This window comes from Pseudoalteromonas sp. P1-26, from assembly GCF_001401795.1.
In the GTDB taxonomy this organism is placed as follows: Bacteria; Pseudomonadota; Gammaproteobacteria; order Enterobacterales; family Alteromonadaceae; genus Pseudoalteromonas.
The window spans coordinates 15,212-40,420 of sequence record NZ_LKDX01000027.1; the positions used below are offsets into that span (position 1 = coordinate 15,212).

Annotated in this window: 20 protein-coding genes and 1 pseudogene; 18 read left to right on the forward strand and 3 right to left on the reverse strand. The window is 42.2% G+C overall.

From position 1 onward, the window contains the following. Positions 1 to 173: 173 nt before the first annotated feature. On the forward strand, positions 174 to 1,787 hold the full coding sequence (locus AN394_RS13630) for a sensor domain-containing diguanylate cyclase (RefSeq protein WP_055021793.1): 1,614 nt from the start codon (positions 174 to 176) through the stop codon (positions 1,785 to 1,787). 52 nt (positions 1,788 to 1,839) lie between these two features. Beyond that, positions 1,840 to 2,571, forward strand: a complete 732-nt coding sequence (locus tag AN394_RS13635) for a M15 family metallopeptidase (protein WP_055021772.1) — start codon at positions 1,840 to 1,842, stop codon at positions 2,569 to 2,571. A 164-nt stretch (positions 2,572 to 2,735) separates the two neighbouring features. Here the strand turns inward: AN394_RS13635 and AN394_RS13640 are convergent, their stop codons facing one another. Beyond that, positions 2,736 to 3,230 (reverse strand): hypothetical protein, encoded by a 495-nt coding sequence (locus AN394_RS13640; RefSeq protein ID WP_055021773.1) that lies wholly within the window; start codon positions 3,228 to 3,230, stop codon positions 2,736 to 2,738. 127 nt (positions 3,231 to 3,357) lie between these two features. Between AN394_RS13640 and AN394_RS13645 the strand changes: the two genes are divergently transcribed. Next, on the forward strand, positions 3,358 to 7,371 hold the full coding sequence (locus AN394_RS13645; protein WP_055021774.1) for a rhombosortase-dependent M36 family metallopeptidase: 4,014 nt from the start codon (positions 3,358 to 3,360) through the stop codon (positions 7,369 to 7,371). Between the two features lie 425 nt (positions 7,372 to 7,796). On the opposite strand, the gene AN394_RS13650 is transcribed toward AN394_RS13645, so the two are convergent. Beyond that, a complete protein-coding gene (locus AN394_RS13650) occupies positions 7,797 to 9,962 on the reverse strand; it encodes a M3 family metallopeptidase (RefSeq protein WP_055021775.1) in 2,166 nt (721 codons plus the stop codon). A gap of 431 nt (positions 9,963 to 10,393) precedes the next feature. On the opposite strand from AN394_RS13650, the gene AN394_RS13655 reads away from it, so the two are divergent. The 15 genes and pseudogenes from AN394_RS13655 to AN394_RS13720 all read left to right on the forward strand — a co-directional run bounded on the left by AN394_RS13655 (position 10,394) and on the right by AN394_RS13720 (position 24,346). Beyond that, on the forward strand, positions 10,394 to 11,725 hold the full coding sequence (locus tag AN394_RS13655; RefSeq protein WP_055021776.1) for a dihydroorotase: 1,332 nt from the start codon (positions 10,394 to 10,396) through the stop codon (positions 11,723 to 11,725). Positions 11,726 to 11,736: 11 nt separating this feature from the next. After that, positions 11,737 to 12,621, forward strand: a complete 885-nt coding sequence (gene folE2 / locus AN394_RS13660) for a GTP cyclohydrolase FolE2 (protein WP_055021777.1) — start codon at positions 11,737 to 11,739, stop codon at positions 12,619 to 12,621. Between the two features lie 124 nt (positions 12,622 to 12,745). Continuing rightward, positions 12,746 to 14,905, forward strand: a complete 2,160-nt coding sequence (locus AN394_RS13665) for a S46 family peptidase (protein ID WP_055021778.1) — start codon at positions 12,746 to 12,748, stop codon at positions 14,903 to 14,905. Positions 14,906 to 15,091: 186 nt separating this feature from the next. Continuing rightward, positions 15,092 to 15,733, forward strand: a complete 642-nt coding sequence (locus AN394_RS13670; RefSeq protein ID WP_055021779.1) for a thermostable hemolysin — start codon at positions 15,092 to 15,094, stop codon at positions 15,731 to 15,733. After that, positions 15,730 to 17,187 (forward strand): annotated as a pseudogene (locus tag AN394_RS13675) (AMP-binding protein); the annotation flags it as partial. The gene AN394_RS13670 and the pseudogene AN394_RS13675, both read left to right, overlap by 4 nt. 12 nt (positions 17,188 to 17,199) lie before the next feature. Further along, the gene (locus AN394_RS22170; RefSeq protein WP_200910015.1) at positions 17,200 to 17,889 is read left to right on the forward strand and encodes a TenA family transcriptional regulator; all 690 of its coding nucleotides are present in this window, start codon (positions 17,200 to 17,202) and stop codon (positions 17,887 to 17,889) included. Continuing rightward, the gene (locus AN394_RS13680; RefSeq protein WP_055021780.1) at positions 17,886 to 18,662 is read left to right on the forward strand and encodes an SDR family oxidoreductase; all 777 of its coding nucleotides are present in this window, start codon (positions 17,886 to 17,888) and stop codon (positions 18,660 to 18,662) included. The genes AN394_RS22170 and AN394_RS13680 overlap by 4 nt, the downstream gene beginning before the upstream one ends. A gap of 20 nt (positions 18,663 to 18,682) precedes the next feature. Next, positions 18,683 to 19,330 (forward strand): hypothetical protein, encoded by a 648-nt coding sequence (locus AN394_RS13685; protein ID WP_054563177.1) that lies wholly within the window; start codon positions 18,683 to 18,685, stop codon positions 19,328 to 19,330. A 3-nt stretch (positions 19,331 to 19,333) separates the two neighbouring features. Continuing rightward, complete coding sequence (locus tag AN394_RS13690) at positions 19,334 to 19,993, forward strand: response regulator transcription factor (RefSeq protein WP_055021781.1); 660 nt, start codon at positions 19,334 to 19,336, stop codon at positions 19,991 to 19,993. Beyond that, complete coding sequence (locus AN394_RS13695) at positions 19,993 to 21,303, forward strand: ATP-binding protein (RefSeq protein WP_055021782.1); 1,311 nt, start codon at positions 19,993 to 19,995, stop codon at positions 21,301 to 21,303. Before AN394_RS13690 ends, AN394_RS13695 begins: the two co-directional genes overlap by 1 nt. After that, positions 21,296 to 21,643, forward strand: coding sequence for a cupredoxin domain-containing protein (locus AN394_RS13700; RefSeq protein WP_408003012.1), 348 nt, complete (start codon positions 21,296 to 21,298; stop codon positions 21,641 to 21,643). The genes AN394_RS13695 and AN394_RS13700 overlap by 8 nt, the downstream gene beginning before the upstream one ends. Continuing rightward, complete coding sequence (locus tag AN394_RS13705) at positions 21,627 to 22,376, forward strand: iron transporter (protein WP_235575501.1); 750 nt, start codon at positions 21,627 to 21,629, stop codon at positions 22,374 to 22,376. Before AN394_RS13700 ends, AN394_RS13705 begins: the two co-directional genes overlap by 17 nt. Further along, positions 22,364 to 23,068 (forward strand): hypothetical protein, encoded by a 705-nt coding sequence (locus tag AN394_RS13710; RefSeq protein ID WP_054563182.1) that lies wholly within the window; start codon positions 22,364 to 22,366, stop codon positions 23,066 to 23,068. The genes AN394_RS13705 and AN394_RS13710 overlap by 13 nt, the downstream gene beginning before the upstream one ends. A gap of 200 nt (positions 23,069 to 23,268) precedes the next feature. Beyond that, complete coding sequence (locus tag AN394_RS13715) at positions 23,269 to 23,478, forward strand: cold-shock protein (protein WP_004587186.1); 210 nt, start codon at positions 23,269 to 23,271, stop codon at positions 23,476 to 23,478. A gap of 172 nt (positions 23,479 to 23,650) precedes the next feature. After that, positions 23,651 to 24,346, forward strand: coding sequence for an ABC transporter substrate-binding protein (locus AN394_RS13720; RefSeq protein ID WP_082422996.1), 696 nt, complete (start codon positions 23,651 to 23,653; stop codon positions 24,344 to 24,346). Here the strand turns inward: AN394_RS13720 and AN394_RS13725 are convergent. After that, entirely contained in the window at positions 24,343 to 25,074 is a 732-nt protein-coding gene (locus AN394_RS13725; RefSeq protein WP_055021785.1) for an ABC transporter substrate-binding protein, read from the reverse strand. The genes AN394_RS13720 and AN394_RS13725 overlap by 4 nt on opposite strands. Positions 25,075 to 25,209 lie beyond the last annotated feature (135 nt).

Consider the following 25,209-nt stretch of genomic DNA (forward strand, 5'->3'; position numbering starts at 1 on the left):
GTAGCTGAAGTTATTAAACAGAGTTACTTTAATTAATTAGAGTAATTGCACTCATTTGTTTGCGCTAAATCAAATTATGACAAAAGTTTTATAGAGGTACACAGAACATCTTGCTAGTATAAAGGTATTAGATATTCCCAATATGGACTTTGGGCCTGTATGTGAGAAGTATCGTGCTTAATAGTCTTAGTCGTGGTTTAAATCTACGCCGCTTAATTTTAGTGTTAGCGTTTTCAGCAACGCTTATAACCTTTCTAAATAGTTATTACTCGAGCTACCAAGTTCAAAAGCAACAACTAATAGATAAAACCCTTAATAATCATAAAGCATACGCCGCTAAGTTGGTGTCAGCGACCGATAATTTTTTACTTAATGCTCAGCAACAGCTTGCTTATGTTGGAAAAATTCTTGAAGACGATTTTAATAATCAAGGCTTAATTAATGCTGAGGCAGACCGACTAAGGCTACAAACTAATAGTTTTAATTCGACCATTATTGTTAATGCGCAGGGTGATATTCTAGGGGTTTCTCCAAAGTCATTGAAGCTACAAAACCGTAAAGTAGATAGCTTTGGCACTAAAGCCGCTTTATCGTATCGCACCCCAATGATCAGCGAGCCGTATATTTCGATGGCGGGCAATTTACTGATCTTTATATCGCAGCCTTTATTCGACAAACAAAGTAATTTTATTGGTTATGTAGGCGGCACCTTATACTTAAAACGTACCAGTATTTTAAATGAACTGCTGCAAGTTCATTACTATCAAGACGGCTCTTATTTGTATGTGGTTGATGAAAATCATCGCTTACTGTATCACCCAGATAAAAGCCGTATTGGAGAGCAAGTGTTTGATAACAAAGTAATTGAAGAGGTATTAAAAGGAAACGCCGGCACACAGCTTGTTACCAACAGCAAAGGCGTTGAGATGCTTGCAGGCTACGCACCTATGACGGTCGCTTCTTGGGGGGTCGTCACTCAGCGCCCACTCGAAAACACACTTGCTCCGCTTGATAATTTAATGTGGCAAGTGTTTGTAAAAACTGCCCCAATTGGTTTGCTGACTTTTATATTCATTTGGGTATTAGCACGTTTAATTGCTCAGCCTTTGAGGCAGTTAGCCGAAACTGCAAATACTTTAGATCGCCCTTCAACGTCACTTGAGCTGACACAAATTCGCTCATGGTATTTTGAAAGTAATGAACTCAGAAAAGCCATGTTAAAAGGGGTAGGGCTATTACAAAGTAAAATAGGGCTATTGCGTCAAGAAGCGCAAACTGATCCCCTCACTTGCCTTCATAATCGCCGAAGCCTTGATATGCAAATTAGCCATTTGATAGCTCAGCGTTGTCCTTTTGCTGTATTGGCTATCGACATCGACCATTTTAAACGGGTAAACGATGAGTTTGGTCATGACATTGGTGATGTGGTACTGCAGTCGTTGGCTAAAATTTTGTTAGATGTCACTCGCGATAGTGATGTGGTTGCTCGTACAGGTGGTGAAGAATTCATTGTGATCATGCCAAGAGTTGAAGCAAAACGTGCGTATCAACTGGCTGAGCGTTTGCGTATGCGGGTGTCAGAAAGCTACATAGACCCCGTTGGCTGCATTAATGTATCGATTGGTATTTCAGGCTGGCCAATTGAGCAATTAAACATTGATGAAGTATTTAAGCTTGCTGATCAAGCTTTATATCAAGCTAAAAAAACAGGGCGTAACCGCTCAGTTGTCGATGCCACATATAGCCAAGATCTTGCTCCAGTTTCTGAGCTTTCAATCTTGGAATAAGTTATTTAATGTGCAATAGTGGATGCTATTAAGTTATTTATGGAAAATCAAAATGGCATTCACTTTGTTGGCTCGTTTAACTAAATCTACTTCTCTGTTAGGTATTGCGCTTATGAGTGCAAGTGCTGCTTGTGCAAACCCTAGCGATGATAAACGTAGCGATGATAAACGTAGCGATGATAAACGTAGCGAATTTGTGGATGTAGGTTCTTTGCTACCTAATGCCGTGTTAGATATCCGTTATTTTGGTCATCATAACTTTGTTGGCAAACCAGTTGATGGTTACAACGCACCTAAATGTTTATTGCACAACAGTGCTGCTAAGGCTCTTAAAAATGTGCAAATAGCAGCGCAAATCCAAGGTCTGAGCTTAAAAATATTTGATTGTTATCGTCCGCAGCGCGCCGTTGATCACTTTGTGCGTTGGGTTAACGATTTAGAAGATACCCGCACTAAAGCTGAGTTTTATCCAAACTTAGGCAAAGACAAGCTGCTTGGTGATTACATCGCCGCTAAATCGGGTCACAGCCGTGGTTCAACGATTGATTTAACCTTAGTAGATGCGAAAGGTAAAGAGCTCGACATGGGCTCACCGTTTGATATGTTCGACACTCTTTCTAATACCGAGGACCCGCGCATTAGTGCAGAGCAAAAAGCCAATCGATACAAATTAAAAAGCCTGATGACAGAGGCCGGTTTTGCTCCTTATTCAATGGAATGGTGGCATTTTACCTACCAACCGCAAGCATATCCCGCCACCTATTTTGATTTTGTGGTGGAGTAGTAAGTTAGCGAGGTTCGAGGTAGCAGCGATTTTACATCGCGTCCTAGAACCTAGGGCCTAGCCCCCAGAACCTGATGACGCGGGATAAACCCGCTGCTACAAGTAGGCGTGAAACTTGTTTCGCGCGTCTGACGGCTGATAGCTGAAGGCTGACAGCTTTTCTACTACATCACATCTTTTATCGGTGAATAATCAACTTTAATTTCAACAATATCGACATTGGCATTTTGTTTAAAAGCGTTTTGCACTTTTAATAAATCAGTGTCTTTTTCAGCAAGGTAGCGATAGCTTTTGTTGGTCATTTTTTTCAGCGTATATTGACTGCTAAGCGCTACTGGTAAGCTGTTTTCTTTTAGCGTTAAGTAAATTGCACCCGTTGCGATTCCGCGCTCTTGCATTGCGTGATTAAAGACTTCTGTGCCCTTGGTTAAAGTCGGTGCATCAAAGGTAATTTTTTCGCCATTATTACTAAAAGCGTTCGTCGATTTTTGCTTGTTGATTTCGACAGCTTTTTTAACATCTTTAACTGAAACTTGTTCTTTTTGTGAAATGGTTGTTGGCTGCTGTGTTGTATTTTGCTCGCTTATTTCATTTTTTTGACAGCCTGATACTAGTACTAATGCTAGTGTAAGTGCTTGTATCTTAATTGTTTGGTTCATTATGTTCCTGCTTATTTGTTACTTTTGTTTACAATTAATTCTGTTTTTTAATTGCCATATTGGGTACATTGGCCGCGGTTATGATTGTTAACCGAAAATAAAAATATAACAATAGGGAACGTAAGGAATGTCTCAATTTAAAGTAACAGCAGTTGCTACCATGGTAACGGCTATCTTGGCATCATCTCAAGTACAGGCAAGTGAACAAACTCGCTTTTATAATGCTTCAAGCGTTAGCTCTCAAGTACAATTTAATCCTCAAGTATCTCAGCAACGTGCATTAGCTGAGCGTCGCACTGTATCGGGTCACAAATCTATTTTCGATGCGCAATTAGGTAAAGCTACTTTCCTATGGAATGCAGTAGGTCAAGCTAAGCCTGATATGGCAATGGTGCTTCCTGAGCAACGTAATGCTTACGCTGCAGATTTTTATTTAAATGCCTTAACAGGTGTTAGCACAGCTAAAAAAGGTGTATCAAGCGCTGTATTAGCAGATTTATCTGAGCAAAAGCTTGGTTCAATTACAGCTAAATACAAGCAAAAAGTTCATGACATTGAAGTATTCAACCGTGAATACAACCTGATCATGGATAAAGAATATAACCTAGTTGCTGGTTCTGGTTATTTCGCTAACACAAGTTCAAATGCAACGCAGTCGTTCGCGCCACTTGCTGAGTTTGTTGGTGCTGAGCAAAGCATTAAACGTGCGATTAAAGAACTTGCTGACATCAATGTGTCGTTAACTAAATCAACTGAGCAAGGTGACTATGTTAAGTACACTGTGTCTAACCAAAGTGGTGACAAAGTTGTATTAGGTCAGCCTCGTGCTAAGAAAGTATTCTTTGAAGTAGCGGGTGAGCTGCAGTCTGCATACTATGTTGAAGTAGAAGTTGCTGACAAAAACAGCCTAGAAAGCGATTACTTCAGCTACGTTATTGGCGCGCAAAACAGCAAAGTTTATTTCAAGAAAGACTTAAAAGCACACGCGGCAGACTTTAACTACCGTGTATGGGCTGACGAAGATGGTTACCCGTGGGAAGGTCCACACGGTGACGTGATCCCAGCTGATGGTCCAGATCAAATTGATGAAACTGAAATCCTAGATGCACCACTTGTAAGCCTGTCTTACTACAAAAAACTAAGCACGATGGATCCGTGGCTTGCTGATGACGCTACAACAACATCAGGTAACAACGTATTTGCTTATGCTGATGTAATTGCACCTCAAGGTTACACAGAAGGTGACTTCACTGCTGAAACTACATCAGATTACACATTCGATTACCCTTACCAAGCTGATCAAGTAGCAAACAGCTACGACAACCGTAAAGCGGCAATTGTTAACTTGTTCTACATGAACAACTTCTTACACGATTTCTTCTATGACCATGGTTTTGACGAAACATCAAATGTTGCTCAAGTATCTAACTACGGTCGTGGTGGTGTAGAAGGCGACCCAATCGAAGCACAAGCGCAAGATAATAGCGGTTTAAATAACGCTAATATGGCAACACCTGCTGACGGTGCAAGCCCACGTATGCAAATGTACTTATACAACTCGAAAGATGCGAAAGTGGGTGTAGATTTCGGTGTGGTTGTAACATCAGATGAAACAATTGGTCTACTTGAGTCTTCTAAAGTATCTGGCTTTGGTCAAATGCAATTTGCTGATATCGCAGGCGAAGTTGTTCGTTTAGTTGACGGCAATGACGTAGATTCTGGTAGCGTAACAGACGGCTGTGAACCTGCAACAAATGCAGCAGAACTAGCTGGTAAAATTGCGCTAGTCGATCGTGGTTCTTGTAACTTCACAGCAAAAGTACTACACGCTCAAGAAGCGGGTGCAATTGGTGCTATCGTTGTAAACAACAACCCAGATACAGATGAGCCAGCGCCAATGGGCGGTGAAGATGATGCAGTTATCATTCCTAACATGGGTCTGAACTATGCTGACGGTCACGCACTTTACGATGGTATCGCTGCAGGCGACACAGTTACTGTTAATATGTTCAACAAAGCAACGTTAAAAGACGGTACGCTAGATAACGGTATTATTGCTCACGAATGGGGTCACTATATCAGTAACCGTTTAGTGGGTAACTCATCAGGTCTTATCAACTTCCAAGGCCGTGCGATGGGCGAAGGTTGGGGTGATTTCCACTCATTGATGTTCATTGCTAAAGCTGATGATATTAACATCCCAGGTAACGACAAGTTCCAAAAAGCCTACGGTAGCGGTACATTCGTAGAAGATTTCTACTATGGTATTCGTCGTGTTCCATATTCAACCAATATGGAAGTAAACCCGCTGTCTTTCCGCCACATTACTGAAAATGAAGGTGCTGATGTAGGTATTGCTCCAACTAATGTTGGTTCACCACACGCAGCAGGTGAAATTTGGGCAACTATGCTTTGGGAAAGCTATGTAGCACTTATCAACGAGCACGGCTTTGAAGAAGCTCAAAACCGTATGGCTAACTACTTAGTTGCTGGTTACAAGCTAACTCCAGTTGCTCCGCTATACACAGAAGCACGTGATGCTATCTTGGCTGCTGCGTACGCAGTTGACCCAGAAGATTACAAACTAATCTTAGGTGCATTTGCTAAGCGTGGTATGGGCTTAGGTGCTAAAGCGCCAGAGCGTTTCAGCGAAGATTTAACAGGTGTTGTTGAATCAGACAAAATGAAACTTGCTAGCTTCACATTCAAAGATGTGGCAATGGATCCAAACTACAACGGTGCAGAGCTAGGTTATTGTTCAAACGATAACGTGCTAGACAAAGGTGAAACAGGCACGTTAACAGTTAGCATCATGAACACAGGTAGTGAAGTACTAACTGGTACTCAAGCACAGCTAACGGTTGTTAGTGGTCACGATGTAACGTTCGAAAATGATGGTTTAATCACTTTTGACGATACAACTCCTTACGCTTCACAAACAAGCGCACCTATCACGTTTACACTAAATGATGCAGGCACTGCTGATACACTTGAAATCGAAGTGTCATTCCCAGAGCTTTCTGCAGATGACGAGATTGTTGAAGCAGCAAGCGATACAGTATCTTATCTTGTGAACATGGACTTTGAAGATAAAGCACCAGTTAGCTCACAAACTGCTGACGATATGGAAGTAGCAGGCGCTTCATTACGTGACTGGAAAGAAAACGTAATGACGGGTGATGACTTAGCTGTTGGCACACAAAGCATGGCAACTGGCGGTAATGTTAACTTCTTCAACAGCTTTGGCTTCGGTCTTGGCGAGCAAACCATGTACCTAAACAACAATGACTTCCAGTCAGATGTTGCGGTTGAATCAAGAGAGTTTGATATCGGTTTTGCTGGTGATTTTGAAGTTTCATTCTGGCACTTCTACCTAATCGAAAACGAATGGGATGGTGGTGTTGTAGAGATCAGCGTAAACGGTGGTAACTGGGTAGATGTTACTGAAATGGGCGGCACATTTGATGTTGGTTACGATGGCCCACTAATCGAAAATGATGCGCAAGCACTACAAGATCGCGATACCTTCACAGGTAACAATGTTGATGGTAACGGTGTTTATGGTAACTACGAAACAATTCGTTTCGGTACTGAACTAAACGGTAACCGTGCAAAATTACGTTTCCGTATGTCATCAGACAGTGCAGTACGTGAGTTCGGTTGGTGGATTGATAACGTAACTGTTAGCAATGTAACGTCACCAATCTTCTCAAACGTAATTGCTGGTGATGCATTAGCATGTGATAACGCACTACCATTACTTTCTGTATCGGGTGATGAGTCTGTTTCTGAGTCTGCTTCAGGCACATTAACGGCAACAGCGTCAGACCGTAACAGTGATGACACGCTAAGCTACACCTGGACGCAACTAAGCGGCACAACAGCAACACTTACAGGTGCTGACACTGCAACTCTAGGCTTCACGCCAGGTGCTATCTCAAGCGATGACGAGTTGGTATTTGAAGTAACAGTAAGCGATGGTACAGACTCTGTATCAGAGCAGTTCACTGTTGCCGTAACTAACGAAGCTGAGCCAGTAGAAGAGAAGAAAGTAACTAAATCTAGCAACGGTAGCTTTGGTTTCTTAACACTACTACTTGCACCACTAGCGCTTATCGGCCGTCGCCGTAAACGTAAATAAGACTTTTAAATAGTGATAACAAAGCCCTTACAGTTCGCTGTAAGGGCTTTTTTGTTTTTAAGTTAGCGAGAGTAAAGTTAGCGAGAGTAAAGTTAGCGAGAGTAAAGTTAGCGAGAGTAAAGTTAGCGAGAGTAAAGTTAGCGAGGGGAAAGTTAGCGAGGAGAAAGTTAGCGAGGAGAAAGTTAGCGAGGAGAAAGTTAGCGAGGAGAAAGTTAGCGAGTTTCGAAATGTGAGGTAGCAGCGAGTTTACATCGCGTCCTAGAACCTAACACCTAGAACCTAGCGCCTTTTTGTAGGCGTGAAACTTGTTTCGCGCGTCTGACCGCTGATAGCTGACAGCTCCTTTTACTATCGTTGTGGGGTTATAAACACTCGACAACCCCACATTTCTGACTTACAGCTTAGAGCTTAAAGCTCAAGGTAAGCTATTGAACCGTTGCTTTTAGGCCGCGGCGTTTTAATAGCGCTGACGTGTCTGGCTCTTGACCACGGAATGCTTTGTACGATTCCATTAGGTCACGCGAGTTACCGACTTCTAAAATTTCTTTGCGGTATTTATCACCCATTTGGCGAGTTAAACCACCTTGCTCTTGAACATAAGCAAAGGCGTCTGCCGCTAAGATTTCACTCCACATGTAAGCATAGTAACCCGCTGAGTAACCGCCGCCCATTGAGTGTGAGAAGAACGCAGATTTATAGCGAGGTGGTACAAATGGTACATCAACACCATGTTTTGCAAGCGCTTGTTGCTCAAACTTTTCAATGTCTTGTAATGGTGCATCAGCAGAAAGTGAATGCCATTCCATATCAAGTAATGCAGCTGCAACGTATTCTAGAGTATCAAAACCTTGGTTGAAGCTACGTGATTGAATTACTTTTTTCAGTAGCTCATCAGGAATTGGCTCGCCAGTTTTATGGTGTTTTGCATAGTTAGCGATAACTTCAGGGTACATTGCCCAATCTTCTTCAAAAGTTGATGGGAACTCAACGAAGTCACGTGATACTGAGGTGCCAGATAGAGTCGGGTACTTCACGTTTGAGAACATGCCGTGTAAGCCATGACCCAGCTCGTGGAAAATCGTTGTCGCTTCATCATAGCTGATAAGCGTAGGTTCGCCATTCGCGCCTTTTTGAATGTTCATAACGTTTACGACAACTGGCTTTTGTTCTTTAAGGCCAGATTGTTTAACGAATGAGCTCATCCATGCACCGCCACGCTTACCTTCACGAGCAAAGTAGTCAGCAAAGAAAATGGCTAAGCTCTTTCCATTTTCATCAAATAACTCATAGGCTTTTACATCAGGGTGGTAAACCGGAATATCGTTACGTGGTTTAAAGGTGATGCCGTATAAACGGTTCATAGTGAAGAATACGCCGTCTTCTAAAACGCGGTTGAACTCGAAATATTCTTTCACAGCATTTTCGTCAAGGTTGTATTTATCTTTACGCACTTGCTCTGCGTAGAATAACCAATCCCATGGCTGCAATTTAAATTGTTCACCTGATTCATCAATTTTAGCTTGAATAGCCGCCGCTTCAGCGTTGACGTTCTGCATTAATGCAGGGATCATACTCGCAAACATATCAAATACAGCTTGTGGTTTTTTCGCCATTTGTGACTCTAAACCAAAATCAGCCCAGCTGTCGTAACCTAATAGTTTCGCTTTTTGAGCACGTAACTGAGCAAGTTCTGCCACGATATCACGGTTACTATTTTCGCCCGATAATGCACGCTCAGCCGATGCACGCCATACTTTTTCACGTAAATCACGGTTTTTCAGTGTTGCCAGAATAGGCTGACGCGTGGTGTTTGTGATCTTAATTAGGTATTTGCCTGGATGGCCAGCCTCTGCTGCGGCATTGGCAAGCTGCTCAATTTGACCTGCTGGTAAGCCCTCAAGCTCTGATTTGTCATCCACTAAAACAACATTTGTTTTAGTCAGCGCTAATAAGTTTTGTGAAAACTGAGTTGTTAAGCTTGAGTGCTTCGTATTGATATCACGAATTTGTTGTTTTTGCTCTGCACTTAATTTTGCCCCAGCACGCACAAAACGTTTGTAGTAAACGTCTAATAAACGCTTTTCTTCAGCAGTTAAGGCAAGGCTGTCAGCTTCGCTGTGAATAGCCGCTACTTTCTCAAAGAGTGCTTTATTTAAGAAAATATTGTCGTTATGAGCAGCTAGTTTTGGCGCTAATTCTTTTTGTAATTCACGACGTGCCGGGTTTGAATCCGTACCCGCTAAGTTATAAAAAATACTGCGTGTGCGTGTTAATAGCTCACCACTTTTCTCAAGCGCAACAATTGTATTGGCAAAATCAGGCTTTGCTGGATTGTTGATAATAGCTTGCACTTCAGCCATTTGCTCAGACATGCCTTTATTAAATGCCGGCATGAAATGTTCATCTTTAATCGCACTGAAATCAGGCGTTTCGTATTGTAATACGCTTTTCACAAACAGTGGGTTAGCTTGCTCTTTTGCAGCAACAGGTGCTGATTGCTCTGATTTAGGCGTTGATGTTGTTGTTTGCGGTTCTGAACAGGCTGTGAGTAACAGCGCAGAACTGATCGCGGTTGCGATTAGGTGTTTCATAGTTTTTCTCTTGTCATTTTTAAAATTAAATTGTGTCGATATAACCTTGCACATACGTTTTATAAGCTCTTGATTTGCATAGCGGTTAAAACGGATTACAAAAAGATGCTAAAAAAGCACTTATATGAGGCAGGTATCACCATGTGATCAATGAGCCCAGCATACTGTGTCTTATTACAATTGACCTCATACGTTGCGATAAGGTGATTATTGGCTGCGATAAGCCGTTAAAATTCTCTAAGATCGGAAAGCCACTTATAACTTTACAGCTTAAATAGCCCGACCCAATTGATCTTTTTGACTCATAACAGTGTCCAAATAAGAACTTTGTGATATGTTATATTGTAACAATCTATTCTGCAATCAATCTTGCCATGGAGTGCATTTTTTTACGATAAGTTGCAAATGTTGCTGAATAAGCAAGGAGTCATATGGCTATCATAATTAAACACGCCTGCGTCGTTAATGAAGGGCAGCGCGAAATAAACGATGTACGAATTGTGGGCAATCGAATCGCTGAAATTGCCAAAGGTATTAGTGCTAAGGCCAATGATGAAGTAATTGATGCAAGCGGTTTGTTGCTATTACCAGGCATGATCGACGATCAAGTTCATTTTAGAGAGCCTGGCCTTACCCACAAAGGCACGATTGCCAGTGAATCTGCCGCAGCAGTGGCCGGTGGCATTACAAGCTTTATGGAAATGCCCAATGTTTCACCTTCGACTACCACGGCAAAAGCACTTGCTGATAAATACGCGATAGCAGCGCAAACGAGCGCTGCGAATTATGCGTTTTACTTTGGCGCGACCCCAGACAACCTCGATGAAATTAAGGCTCTTGATGCCAAAAAGGTATGTGGCGTTAAAGTGTTTATGGGAGCATCAACAGGCGATTTACTAGTTGAACACCCTCATGCCCTTGAAGCCATTTTTCGGGAAAGCCCAGTACTCATTGCCACTCATTGCGAGCAAGGGGAGGTTATTCAACAAAATCAGCGCCGTATAGAAAAACGTTATGGCGAGTTACAAATAGAACATCACCCGTTAATTCGTGATGAGTTAGCGTGTTATGCATCATCATCGTATGCCGTGTCGCTGGCAAAACGTTATGGTTCACAGCTGCATGTTTTACACCTAACAACAGCAAAAGAGCTAGAACTATTTAGTAACGCACCCATAGAGCAAAAGCACATAACCGCCGAAGCTTGCGTACATCATTTGTGGTTTAACCAAGACGATTACGCAAACTATGGCAATCAAATTAAATGTAACCCCGCCATAAAATCAGAGCAAGACCGCCAAGCGCTACTCGCAGCAGTACGCGATGGTCGCATTGATATTATTGCCACCGATCATGCCCCTCATACTTGGCAAGAAAAGCAGCAACAATACAGCGCTGCACCAGCTGGCCTCCCTCTAGTTGAACATGCATTACTATCGTTACTTGAGCAGGTAAAACGTGGTGCGTTGAGCCTTGAGCAAGTCGTTGAAAAAACAGCGCATAACGTGGCAAAGCGATTTGCTATCGAAGAGCGGGGGTTTATCAGAGAAGGTTATTTTGCTGATTTAGTCCTGGTTGACCCAAACGCAGAAAAGCACGTTGTGCATACAAACACACATTATTTATGCCAATGGACGCCATTTAATGGCACCACTTTTTCAAATCGAATCACACATACCTTTGTTAATGGTGAGTGTGTCTTTGATGAGCAGCACGTAACCCCGCACAAAAAGGCCGCTATGGCCTTAACATTCAATCGTTAAAAGAAGTTGATATGCAATTACCCGATATTACCTCGCACTCTAATGTAGATTTTCAGTCGCCTTTAAAATGGGTTGGTATGGAAAAAATAGCATTGCCTTTGAAGCTTGCACAAACTCATGTTGATGTGCACCTGAATGCCAAAGCTGATGTGTTCGTTAGCCTTGATAGCAATGCTAAAGGCATTCATATGTCGCGTCTTTATTTACTACTTAATCAGCTACTGGCTAAACAAAGTTTAACGACTCAGCGTGTTAATGAGTTTATGGAGGCTGTTTTAGCATCACAAAAAGGCTTAAGTAAAGGCGCAAAACTGGTGCTGCATTTTGATTTACACGAGCTAAAACCAGCGCTACTTAGCGACCATGCCGGATACAATGCTTACCCTGTCGTTTTAACGATTACTAAGCAGCAATCGCTCACCATAAACTTAAAAGTCGATATTGCCTACAGTAGCACCTGCCCGTGTTCAGCGGCATTATCGAGGCAGCTTTTGAGCGAAGCAGTCGATAAGCAATTTAGTGATGAGCATATAGATAAAGCATCTTTACTCAATTGGCTTGCAAGTGAACAGGGCTCAATTGCAACTCCCCATAGCCAGCGCTCTTATGCTTATATTGATGTCACTTTTAGTAGTGAAAAGCTACCTGATATTAGCGGCTTTATCACAGTATGTGAGCAAGCCATAGGCACCCCAGTCCAAACCGCCGTAAAGCGTGAAGATGAACAAGCATTTGCTGCCCTTAACGCAAAAAACTTACTGTTTTGCGAAGATGCAGCAAGGCGATTGAAGCAGTGCTTCGAAACCATGCCGAGCATTGCTGATTACCAATTTAAGGTTGAACACCAAGAAAGCTTACATGGCCACAATGCCGTGGTTTATGAGTCTAAATATTAGGTTCATGAACCTAAAATGGTTTACAAATTTTGACATTAGCGGTCGCAAAATATTGCTATTCATTTTCACAATGATAATGATACGAGCGCTAAAAATGATAAACATAATAATATAAAGGACGACTATGCGTTTTAAATTTATTGCTGCTGCAGTGGGTCTCGCTGTAGCAAATGTTGCTGTTGCCGACGAAGGCATGTGGCAACCTCACCAGTTACCAGAGCTTGAATCAGTGTTAAAAGCGAAAGGCTTAAGCATTGATGTAGAGTCAATTTCAAAATTAACAGAGTTCCCGATGAACGCGGTAATTAGCCTTGGTGGTTGTACTGCTTCGTTTGTTTCACCAAAAGGCTTAGTTGTCACAAATCATCACTGTGCCTATGGTTCGATTCAATATAACTCGACCACCGAAAACAATATTTTAGAAAATGGCTTTTTAGCTAAAACAACGGGCGAAGAAGTCCCTGCTGCGCCTGGTTCTCGTGTTTTTGTAACAGAGCAAGTAACCGACGTTACAGATAAAGTAAATAAAGGGACTGAAAAGCTAACCGGTAAAGCACGTTTTGATGCTATTCAAGCAAATGAAAAAGCGCTTGTTAGTGAGTGTGAGCAAGACAAGAGCTACCGCTGTAATGTGTATACTTTCCATGGTGGTCTTGAATATTACCTTATTAAATCGCTAGAAATTAAAGATGTACGTTTAGCGTATGCTCCCGCTATGGGCGTAGGTAAATACGGCGGAGATATCGACAATTGGATGTGGCCGCGTCACACGGGTGATTTCTCGTTCTATCGCGCGTATGTTGGCAAAGATGGCAAGCCAGCTGAATATTCAGAAGATAACGTGCCGTACCAAAGTGATGCGTTTTTAAAAGTAAGCGCTAAAGGCGTTCAAGAAGGCGATTTTGTGATGGTTACTGGTTATCCGGGCAGCACAAACCGTTACCGTATTTCGCCTGAAGTTGATTACGTGTTTAACACAGCTTACCCATTAGCGCGTAAATATAACTCTAAATATGTCTCGTTAATTGAAGAAAATGCGCCTGAAGGCTCAGAGGCACGTATCGCTTATGAAAGCACGATTGCGGGCTACAACAACTACATTAAAAACTATGGCTCAATGATTGAGAGTTTCAATAAAGGGTCAATGTATAGCCGTAAGCAACAATTCGAAAAAGATCTCACTGCGTGGATCAACGAAGATAGTAAGCGCAAAGCCAAATACGGGCATGTACTTGCTGATTTATCTGCGCTAGTTGCACAGTCGCAAGAGCATAACCAGCGCGACCGTATGTTAGGTTACGTACACCGCTCACAAATGATCGCAACTGCTCGACGTTTATACCGTTTAGCTTACGAAAAACAAAAGCCAGATGCTGAGCGTGAAAGCGGTTATCAAGAGCGTGATATGCCACGTATCGAGTCTCGTTTAAAAAGCATGAGCCGTCGTTATGATGAAGCCGTTGATAAAGCTATTTTACTGTACTTTATTGAGCAATATGCTTCATTACCTAAAGACGAACGAGTTGCAGAGGTTGATAAAGCGCTTGGTCTAACTAACGGTTTTGATAAACAAAAGCAGAAAGCCTTGCTTGATGACATGTATGCTAAATCGGTTCTTGCAGATGAAAGCAAACGTTTATGGATGGCAGGCCTTGACCTTGCTCAGTTAAAGCAAAGTAGCGATCCATTTATTCAGTATGCGCATGCAATCTTTGCGGTCACAAAAGATATTGAAGATGCTAAAAAAGAACTAGCTGGTAAACAGCAAGCTGCTCGCCCTGCATTAATGGAAGCAATCATCGCTTATAACAAGGCACTTAATAAGCCAGTTTATGCTGATGCTAACAGCACCCTGCGTGTAACTTACGGTACGGTAGGCGGCTATTCACCGCAAGATGGCTTAGTGGCAACCCCCTTTACATCTTTAGAAGGACTACTTGCTAAAAACACCGGTGTTGAACCATTTAACTCACCAGAGAAACAAAACGAGTTAATTAAGCAAAAGCTTTATGGCGATTACACAGGCGGTATGAATACGGTTCCGGTTAACTTTTTATCTAATGTAGATACCACAGGTGGTAACTCAGGCTCTCCAACGTTAAACGGCAATGCTGAGCTCGTTGGTTTGTTGTTTGATGGTGTGTACGAAAGCATTATTGGTGACTGGGATTACGATGAAAACTTAAATCGCTCAATTCACGTTGATTCACGATACATGTTGTGGGTGATGGATAAAGTTGATAATGCTCAAAACCTACTTAAAGAGATGACTATCGTTAAGTAATCTAAGTTTAACGTTAATTTAAGTATTAAAATGCCAGTCTAACAGACTGGCATTTTTGTTTTTAATGAAAATAAAATCATCTAATTTCATGAGGTTGAAAAATATTTATAAAAATTAATTTTTCTTAAGTTTTATTTAAGTTTCGCTCGATAAATTTTACACATAACCTAAGTGGAGCGAACAATTATGCTTTCAGTTCAACAATCACATCAAACTCAAGTTCAAGAGCCTGCCTTTGTTTGCACGCGTGAAGGAGGTCAATTACGTGACCGCCTTGAGCGTAATATTAAGCAAGGTTTTGCTGCAGCCTATGACGCGAAAATTTCGCAGTTCATGCCGCTTCTTTGTGAGCTTAATATTGATGATGAATTATGTACGTTAGGCCTTCGCTCTGCATCACAACCTTTGTTTATTGAACAATACCTCCCTGCGTCTATTGAGCACTTTGTTGGTGCCAAGCGTGAGCACATTTTTGAGCTCGGTAATTTATGCTCAACGCATCGAAAAGCCACCTTGGCACATTTTGTTTTAATGAACGAAGCGCTCTATCAAGTAGGAGCAAAATATTTAGTGTTTTGCGCAACCCGCAAAGTGAGAGCGCTATTAAAAATGCTGGGTGTGAATTGCAAAGAAATCGGTGTTGCCAATGCACAAGCACTTCAAGATCCAGCAAGCTGGGGTAGCTATTACGACAATCAACCAACCATTTGTGTGGTTGATCTAAACGAAGCACATCAACGTGTACTAAACACCCCAGTTTTATTCAATATCAAACAGCAGTGTTTGCAGTCATCGCGTGAGCTTGCTGTATTTTTGGAGGTGTTATGAGTTGGTTGACACAATTACCACATAAAGATAGCGATACCTTAATGGTTTGCCACAAAAGCGATGGTGTGCGCTCACTAACTAAACAAGAATTTACTGAGCAAGTAACTCGTTTACTACCTACTTTGGCAGAATTTGATGCCCAAGGTGTGGCTTATCAATTAGATAACACACCTGCTTGGTGTGTATTAGAAGCTGCGCTTAGCGAACTTAAAAGAGTGGCAATTCCGCTACCAACGTTTTTTACGGCTCAGCAAATAGCGTTTGGTTTGCAAAATAGCGGAGCAGGGCTATTTGTATGCGACCGCGCTTACGAAGGCGAGCATGCTAAATTAGTGGCGTTAGTGGATGTATGTAAGCATTACCCTTTATATGTTTACCAATTGAGTAATACACAGCCTGTGCCATATTTTGCAAACACGCAAAAGATCACCTTTACGTCGGGCTCAACAGGCACACCAAAAGGCGTGTGTTTATCGCTTGAAAGCCAATTGCAGGTGGCAACATCACTTTATCAAAGCATTGGTTTAGAAAAACCAAACCATTTGTGTTTACTGCCACTACCGGTCTTGCTTGAGAATTTAGCCGGTGTGTATGCGCCGCTATTAGCGGGAGGTACGGTTAATTTAGTGCCTTTAGCTGAACTTGGCTTTTCAGGTGCACAGTTACTTGAACCACATAAATTAATAGCCGCAATTGAACGTACTGAGCCAAATACTCTTATTTTAGTGCCTGAGCTACTGACTTGTTTAGTGGCTTTTGCAAAGCAAGGCTGGGAAGCACCTAAAAGCTTAAAGTTTATTGCAGTAGGTGGTGCTGTTGTAAGCCAAGCGCTTATTAAGCAAGCCCGTGAGCTCGGTTTACCCGTTTATCAAGGCTATGGTTTGTCTGAATCGTCATCGGTAGTGAGCTTAAACACTCGCGATGATGATGATATCGACACCGCAGGGCGAGTGCTTAAGCACATTCAATACAAAATTGAAAATGGTCAGCTTTATATCAAGGGTTCATTGTTTTTGGGCTATTTAGGTCAAGCTGCACAAAATGCTGACTATTGGTATGCAACTGGCGATCTCGTTACTGAGCAAGCAGGTCGCTTGGTTATACAAGGCCGTTTGAAAAACCAACTTATCACCAGCTTTGGTCGCAATATCAGTGCTGAGTGGCCAGAGTCGTTATTGCTTAGCCACAGCCAGGTACAACAAGCGGTGGTGATTGGCGAAGGTCAGGCATTTCTAGCCGCACTTATCTATGCAAACCAAGCGATGAGTGACGCTGAACTTGCTGCCCATATTAGGGCACAAAACGCGCAATTACCCGAATACGCACAGATCAGAAAGTGGCATCGAATGGCAGAGCCTATGAGCCACACGCAAGGTTTATTAACCAGCAATAATCGCCCAAAACGCGATGTTATCAATCAATTTTTTGCTGCAGAGATTTCTGCACTTTATCAAGAGGCGACGAGCATGAGTCAATTTTTCAATACATTACAAGCCGAAACACAGAAAGAGCGCGACTACCTTTTAGCTGCGCCAATTATTAGCCGCGTTTTTAAAGGTGAAGTAAGCCTGAGTGAGTATGCATCGTTCTTAACGCAAGCTTATCACCATGTTAAACACACAGTGCCACTGCTAATGGCAGTCGGTGCAAAGCTGAGCGATAAACAAGAGTGGTTGCGCGAAGCCGTTGCAGAATACATCGAAGAAGAGTTAGGCCACCAAGAATGGGTGCTAAACGATATTGCAGCATGCGGTTTTGATAAAGAGCTAGTGCGCGATTCTCGTCCACAGTTTTCGACCGAATTAATGGTGTCGTACGCCTACGATACAATTAATCGCGGTAACCCTTTGGCATTCTTTGGCATGGTTCATGTGCTTGAAGGCACTTCGATTGCATTAGCCGATAATGCAGCAGGGCAAATCCGTGAGGTTGTAGGTTTGCCTAAAAAGGCGTTTACCTACCTTACTTCGCACGGTGCACTGGATATTGAACACGTTAAGTTCTTCGAATCACTGATGAACAAAATAGACAACGAAGACGACCAGCAAGCCATCATTCATGCCGCTAAATGTTTTTACAAACTATACGGCAATATTTTCCGTGACCTCGATATCGAGCCTTTCTTTAGCGAGGCTGACTTGGAGCAAAGCGCATGAGTAGCCCAGTTTGTGTGCTAACCGGTGCAACAGGGGGGATCGGCCGTGCTATTGCCCTTCGCCTTGCAAAAGAAGGTTGGCGTTTATTACTCGTTGGTCGAAATGTGAAGCAACTTGCTGCACTGCAATTGGAATGTGGCAATGATGCTGAGTATTTTCAGGCTGACCTAAGTAACAGTGAATCTCGCGATGAACTTGCTAAGTTTGCTCAGCAAATTGGTGGGGCAAGGCTACTTGTTAATAACGCGGGTGTTAATGTGATGCAGGGCTTTACTGAAATCAGCGAGCAGCAAATTGATCACCTGTTAAATATTAACCTGCATGTGCCCATTAAATTGTGCCAGTTATTTTTACCACAAGTAACCCGCAATAAAGGCACGATTGTCAATATTGGTTCATCGTTTGGCAGCATTGGCTATCCGTATCAAACCTTGTACTGCGCTAGCAAGTTTGGCCTAAGAGGGATGACCGAAGCTCTTGCCAGAGAGCTCAGCCACAGCGATGTGAAAGTATTGTATTTAGCGCCTCGTGCAACTGACACCGCAATTAACTCGCCACAAGTGCGCGCGATGAATAAAGAGCTGGGTAACACCATGGATCCGCCAGAAAAAGTGGCTGATGCATTAATAGATTTAATTAAATCAAAAAAACGTCGTCGTTTTATTGGTTTTCCAGAAACATTATTTGCCCGTATTAACGGCGCATTTCCATCACTCGTTGATAACGCAATAGCAAAACAACTTCCTAAAATTAAAAGTTTTTTTGCCAACTAAATTGATCAAGGTGAATGATTATGACTAAACTAAATTTAAAAGCCCTAATGATGTTAGGTGTTATCATGGCTGCGCCTGCAAAAGCCGACTTTAATAGCGATTTAAGTTCGGTGCAAAAGCAGTGGGCAGTGGTTAATTACGAGTTAGTTGACGATGCGCAGTTAGATGCATTCGAAAAATTAGCAAGCGAAACCGCAGAGTTTACCAAAGCGAACGACCAGCAAGCAGCCAGCCATATTTGGTACGGTATTGTGCTATCGAGCTATGCGGGGGCGAAAGGAGGCTTAGGCGCGCTAGGCCTTGCAAAAGACGCTAAAGCGCAATTTGAAAAAGCGCTAAGCCTAGATCCAAAAGCGCTTGATGGCTCGGCATACACAAGCCTTGCAACCTTATACGGTAAAGTACCGGGTTGGCCAATTGGTTTTGGTGATGACGATGAAGCGAAAAAATTGTTTAAGCAAGCGCTTGAACTAAACCCGCGTGGTATCGATAGCAACTATTTATATGCGTCATTCTTGTATGACGAGCGTAAATATAAATCAGCTAAAGAGTTTTTATTGGTTGCACAGCAAGCGCCAGCGCGTCCTGAAAGACCAAAAGCAGATCTTTACCGCCAGCAAGAAATTACTAAATTATTGGCTAAGGTAGAGAAAAAAATAAAGAGATAAACTATGCATTTATTGCTCGTTGAAGACGACCACTTAGTGGCAGAAGGCCTATGTCGTTCTTTACGTCAACAAGGATACAGTGTTGAACATAGTTCTACTGTTCAATCAGCAATGCAGTGGCTGCAAAGTGAAGAAATTGAGCTGGTAGTCCTTGATTTAGGGCTACCAGACGGTGACGGCATTGATATTCTAAAGCACATCAAAAAGCATCGTAAAAATATACCTGTGGTGATTTTAACAGCCAGGGGCAGTATTGATGATAAAGTCATGGGGCTAGATTTAGGCGCTGATGATTATCTAGCAAAGCCCTTTGATCCCGCAGAATTATTTGCCCGTCTACGGGTTGCCAGTAGGCGTTTGACCCAAGCACAAACCAGCACTTTAAAAGTTGGCAATGTTGAAATGGACACCGCCGCTTTTACCGTGAGCTTTCAAGGTGAGCCAGTAAACTTGCCGCGCAAAGAGTTTATGCTTCTTAAAGCCTTGCTAGAAAACCAAGGTCGTGTGCAATCAAAACAGCAGTTAGAAAGTAAACTGTATGAATGGGGTGAAGAGGTGGGGTCTAATACCATCGAAGTACACATTCATCACTTGCGTAAAAAATTCCCTAAAGAGTTTATTAAAACCTTACGCGGTATTGGTTATGTGGTGGGTAAACGCTAGTGTCAATTCGTAAAAGGCTGACTTTACTCATTTTGTCTATGGTGATCTTAACCTGCTTTTTGGCTTTCACTAAAGGTTACCGTGAAAGCATGAATCAGGCTGAAGCACTGCTCGATAATGAGTTGGTAACGCTGGCACATGTGTTAATCGAACAGCCACTCAGTAAAGAAACCCCAGCTTATACCAGTGATTTACCACAGCTATTGTTTCAAGTTTGGGTCGATGACAGCTTGGCCTCAAGCTCAAAATCATTGCAGCATAACCCTAGCAATCAAAGTCAGTGGCAAACCGGGTTTAGTGTTGAGAACTTAGCTGGGCAACGAGTCAAAGTGTATCGCTTAAGCGAAGGTAATAAGCGCGTGCTTATTGCAGAACCTTTGAGTAAACGTGTGGCGCTAACCGAAACCGTGATTTTGTCGGCCATGACGCCGCTGTTATGGAGTGTGCCTATTCTTGCACTCCTTATTAGTGTGTTTGTAAAACAAGGGCTTGCACCACTAACTCGGTTATCTAATCAACTTAAACATCGTCAAGCAAATGACTTTACTGCAATCCCTTGGCAAACCCCAGAGCAAGAAATAAAACCCGTAATTAGCCGCTTAAACGATCTATTCAAACGGGTTGAAAGTGCCTATTTACGAGAGCGCTTTTTTGCCTCTGATGCGGCCCACGAACTGCGTACCCCGCTCAGTAGTTTAAAAATCAATGTGCATAATTTAGTGGCTCAAGGTGTTGAGAGTGTTGAGCTTGATGCGATGGAAAAAGGCGTTGATAAACTAAGCAATATCGTTGAACAAATGCTGATTTTGGGGCGTACTTATCCAGAGCAATGGCAAGCGCAATTTAGCCCCGTGTCGGTGTTAGAAATTAGCCAACAAGTTGCCTCACAACTTTATGATCGTATTGACGAAAAAGATCATACCATTAGCATCGATGGCGATGATTTTATCATCGCCGGTGATGAGTTTACCTTGCTCACTTTGTTTGGCAATTTACTGAGTAACGCCATAAAATATACCCCAGCTGCGGGAGAGATTTGTATTACTCTGAAAACCGAAAAAAATCGTTTTATCTGGCAAATAGATGACTCGGGCCCCGGTATTGATGAAGCTCAAAAACAGCGCATTTTTAACCGTTTTTACCGTGTGGGTGGCGATAAACATCCATCAGGTGAACAAGGAGCCGGGCTTGGTATGGCCATTGTTGAACACATAGTGTCGATTTATAACGCTGATATTGCTTTAGCTGACAGTCACCTTGGTGGCTTACGGGTGAGTGTTTCCTTCATGAAAGGAGATGTCAGTGAATAAATGGATTTTGGCGCTTTCTATGCTGCTACTATGTATGTCGTCTTGGCTTGCCTATGCCAAAGAGTACAAGCTGATTTTAAAAGATCATTTGTTTTACCCCGCTGAAATTAAAGTTCCTGCCAATAAAAAGCTACGGCTTTTGATAGAAAATCAAGATGACACTCCAGAAGAGTTCGATAGCTTTGATTTAAACCGTGAAAAAGTGCTCTACCCAGGCCGTACGAGTGTCATTTATATTGGGCCGCTCAGCCCTGGGCGTTATGACTTTTTTGGTGAATTTTCGCCTAATACAGCCAGAGGAACTGTCGTGGCTACGGAGGTGAATGATGCTGATAACTAGTTTATTAATGAGCATTAATCAGCTTTTGCCTGTGGTGATTTTAGCCGTGCTTTTGAGTTTAATTGTGCCTTTAAGCCAGCGCCAACTGAGTGTTTATGCAGTGATTGGTACGCTACTAAGCTTAGTGTTTGTGCAAGGCGCTGCTTGGCTGAGCCAGTTATTTGATCACAGAGGCTTAGAGTTCATTCAAATGCTGCTGTGTATTGTCATTTTTATCGCTGCATTAATTAGCTGTCAGCAACGAAAAATAGCGGCTGCGCTGGCCTTGATTGCAACCATGACGTTGTATTTAAGCCATTACATGATTTATTTAGTCAGTTTTTGGCATAGCAGAGATACTGCTGAGCCATTGCTACTGGGGACATGTTTAGGTGTGGGCATTTGTATTAGCTTTGGCGTGTTGTTGTTCTTTTTGCTTGAGAGTATTGCTAAGCGCGTAGGCGAGCAGCCATTGGTTGTGTTGCTTGCCTTAAATGCAACAGCAAAGCTATTGATATTTCTTGATTTAGCAAGTCAGATCGATTTACTCGATGTGACCTCAAATTATTTAGATTGGCGTGGGTTTTTAGTTGAAAACTCAGAGCTTGGGCGCGTATTAAAAGCCTTAGTGGGCTACGAAGCTACGCCGAGTAAAACCGCGCTATGGGTGTATGTCATTGCAGCATTGGCATTTATCACCTTAGTTCGCGTGTTAAAAATTAAAAAGACCAAGGAGCCTGTATGCGGTTCTTAATAGTTAGTTTAAGTTGCTTGTTTTTAATAAGTATCAGCCAATTTGCGCAGGCAGATGGCATGGTGGTTGATAAGGTATATCACCCTTATGTGATGCCGTTTGAACGTGAAGTTGAGTGGCGCTTGGTGTCTAGGCAAACCGATAGCGGCAATGTACTTGCACAGCGTGCAGGCTTTGGCGGCGCAATTAACGACACCATGAGCCTTGAAGGCTACTTGGTTGGCGAGCGCGATGATAACGGTGACTTTGGTTTATCTTCATATGAAGTGGAGTTACGCTGGCAGTTGGTCGAGCAAGGCCGTTTGTGGGCCGATTGGGGTGCGTTATTTGAGCTTGAAAAACAGCATACCCTAGATGCTTACGAAGCAACGACCGGCTTTTTATGGGAAAAAGAGTTTGGTCGTACAAGCCTGACTATGAACGCATTTTTAGTGTATGAATGGGGAGCTGATATTGAAAACGAGTGGGAAAGTGAGTTTCGCTTACAGTATCGTTATCGCTATCGTTCGGCTTTTCAACCATCAATAGAAGTCTACGCGGGTGAGGACTTTATTGGTGTGGGGCCAGGCTTTATTGGCTTACACAGATTTAGCCCTAAACGCCAGCTAAAATGGGAAGCAGGTTTTATTAGTGAGCTTAGCCAATCAGGCAAAGATCATAGCTTTCGCTTGGCTTTAGAGTTTGAATTTTAATGTCGATAGTGTTTGACTTATCAAACTAACTCTATATAGTGGGCACCAGCTAGAAAGAAAGCGTGTAATTAATAAATCTTTATTTCGTTGTTGTATAAGTAATACTTGTAGTACCGTCCTGAAGTTTTTAAGTACCATCTCATTTTTTGCTACACCCGCCCGCTAGGGCATGTTTAATTTTTTATATCAGGAATAATACTATGTCTAACATCGTATCAGGTACAGTTAAGTGGTTTAACGAATCTAAAGGTTTTGGTTTCATCGAGCAAGAAAATGGTCCAGACGTTTTCGCTCACTTCAGCGCTATCAAAAGCGAAGGTTTCAAAACTTTAGCTGAAGGCCAACGTGTAGAGTTCACTCTTTCACAAGGTCAAAAAGGTCCTCAAGCGGATAACATCACTCCGTTATAATTTTTACTTTTAGTAAAAATTAAGAAGAAGCAAGCTACGGCTTGCTTTTTTTATGCCTAAAAATTGACTGGGCTAGTGAATATTTCTATATTTAATGCAGCTATGTCATTAGAGTGTATTAATTATCTTAAAATATTTGTTGTTAGCATGCCTAAGCTTTGCACCTGTAGTATTGGCAAAAGATAGTGTCACCATCTACACCGAGCAATTTCCGCCGTATAATTTTTCAAACAAAGGGCACTTAGAGGGCATAAACCTCGAGTTTGTCAAAGCAATGTGTGTTGATGCAGACATTGAATGTCAATTCGAGCTCTTACCTTGGTCTAGGGCGTATCACTTAGCTCAGCAAAAGCCGCTGTCAGGTCTGGTCTCTACGGCACGTATTCCCGACCGTGAAGATTTATTCAAGTGGATTGGTCCAATGGCATCCTCTCGTAACTTTTTTTATCGTTTACAATCAAATGACCGTATTAATCCTATCGATTTATCGCAAGTGAAAGATCATAGCCTGTGTGTTGTTAGAGACAGCATTTACGAAAAATTTGTAGAGAGCATTGGCTTTGAAGGGGATAAAAACCTCCTCAAAGTGAGTCACTATTACGAGTGTATTAATTTATTTTTCAAAAATAAAATAGAGCTCATTATTGGATCTGAGCTTTCGTTTAAGTACCAATTAATGCAATACGGTCACCAAGGGCGAGAAGTGGTTAAGTTAGTTGAGTTGCCTCTAAATGGCACGGTAGGAAATTTTCTAGCCTTAAATAAGGCCTTACCCGAAGAGCTAGTCAGCCGATTACAGGCAAGTTATGACAAGCTGAGTAAGCAGGGCTTGTTAGAGACTTATATTGAGCAATATAAAGCAAATTAAGGGCGCTGTGCTAGCATCATCACAGCATTGTATTTAGGTGCCATTATTACTTCATTAAACGCTGCTTTTAAGGCATCGATATAGCGTTGGTCGGTATTAATATTTGCTGCGAGATAACCTTTCATGGTTAAAAAGTCGATTGCATGAGCAAAGCTGAAACGGGCTTCATCCAGTGCTAATTGCTCAGCCATAGCCGCAATATAGTTCTTATCATCAATGATTAAATCGACCTTGCCCGACATCAACAGCTGATACGACTTATTGATATCTGACGTATACACTACAGTGTAACCTCGTTCTGTTAGGCGCTGCGCTGCTAGGTCATGACGTTGTACCGCTATCTTATATTGCTTGGCTTGCTCATTTGAAGTGATGTTTATATCGCTGCGAGAGCTCAACTTAACAAAGCCCATTTGATAGGTTGCCACTTCACCAATCCAATGAAAGTGTTTTTCGCGTTCAGCAGTTTTCGCCATACTATAAATAAATATATTCGGTTTCTTCAGTGCCATATTGTAGGCACGGGCCCAAGGGTAAAGCTCTATATTCGCGTTCAAATTAGCTTTAGCAAAAATGGCTTTCACAAGCTTGGTGCTCTCACCGGCAACTTGGTTATTGATTAGAGTTTGATTAGGTGGCGACAGTTCAGTCACAACGGTTAGGGTCGGCTTACTCAGTGCTGGCCAACTAAAGAAAAGAATTAGCAAATAAAGTCGTAAATAGTTCATTTATGTACTTAAAAGGACTTAGTAATTAAATCTTAGCACATAAAACGATAAAAGGGCCTTGCGGCCCTTGGTGAAGTATCGTTCAAGTCAGATAGACCTTTAACCCCTTAAAGTCCTATCCTATTGTTTTGCAAC

What these genes read in the sequence shown, in the direction of transcription:
- AN394_RS13715 (WP_004587186.1), top strand. Translation starts at nt 23,269, where the DNA reads ATGTCTAACATCGTATCAGGTACAGTTAAGTGGTTTAACGAATCTAAA.
- folE2 (WP_055021777.1), top strand. Translation starts at nt 11,737, where the DNA reads ATGCAATTACCCGATATTACCTCGCACTCTAATGTAGATTTTCAGTCG.
- AN394_RS13690 (WP_055021781.1), top strand. Translation starts at nt 19,334, where the DNA reads ATGCATTTATTGCTCGTTGAAGACGACCACTTAGTGGCAGAAGGCCTA.
- AN394_RS13710 (WP_054563182.1), top strand. Translation starts at nt 22,364, where the DNA reads ATGCGGTTCTTAATAGTTAGTTTAAGTTGCTTGTTTTTAATAAGTATC.
- AN394_RS13665 (WP_055021778.1), top strand. Translation starts at nt 12,746, where the DNA reads ATGCGTTTTAAATTTATTGCTGCTGCAGTGGGTCTCGCTGTAGCAAAT.
- AN394_RS13725 (WP_055021785.1), bottom strand. Translation starts at nt 25,074, where the DNA reads ATGAACTATTTACGACTTTATTTGCTAATTCTTTTCTTTAGTTGGCCA.
- AN394_RS13635 (WP_055021772.1), top strand. Translation starts at nt 1,840, where the DNA reads ATGGCATTCACTTTGTTGGCTCGTTTAACTAAATCTACTTCTCTGTTA.
- AN394_RS13650 (WP_055021775.1), bottom strand. Translation starts at nt 9,962, where the DNA reads ATGAAACACCTAATCGCAACCGCGATCAGTTCTGCGCTGTTACTCACA.
- AN394_RS13645 (WP_055021774.1), top strand. Translation starts at nt 3,358, where the DNA reads ATGTCTCAATTTAAAGTAACAGCAGTTGCTACCATGGTAACGGCTATC.
- AN394_RS22170 (WP_200910015.1), top strand. Translation starts at nt 17,200, where the DNA reads ATGAGTCAATTTTTCAATACATTACAAGCCGAAACACAGAAAGAGCGC.
- AN394_RS13670 (WP_055021779.1), top strand. Translation starts at nt 15,092, where the DNA reads ATGCTTTCAGTTCAACAATCACATCAAACTCAAGTTCAAGAGCCTGCC.
- AN394_RS13685 (WP_054563177.1), top strand. Translation starts at nt 18,683, where the DNA reads ATGACTAAACTAAATTTAAAAGCCCTAATGATGTTAGGTGTTATCATG.
- AN394_RS13705 (WP_235575501.1), top strand. Translation starts at nt 21,627, where the DNA reads ATGATGCTGATAACTAGTTTATTAATGAGCATTAATCAGCTTTTGCCT.
- AN394_RS13680 (WP_055021780.1), top strand. Translation starts at nt 17,886, where the DNA reads ATGAGTAGCCCAGTTTGTGTGCTAACCGGTGCAACAGGGGGGATCGGC.
- AN394_RS13640 (WP_055021773.1), bottom strand. Translation starts at nt 3,230, where the DNA reads ATGAACCAAACAATTAAGATACAAGCACTTACACTAGCATTAGTACTA.
- AN394_RS13655 (WP_055021776.1), top strand. Translation starts at nt 10,394, where the DNA reads ATGGCTATCATAATTAAACACGCCTGCGTCGTTAATGAAGGGCAGCGC.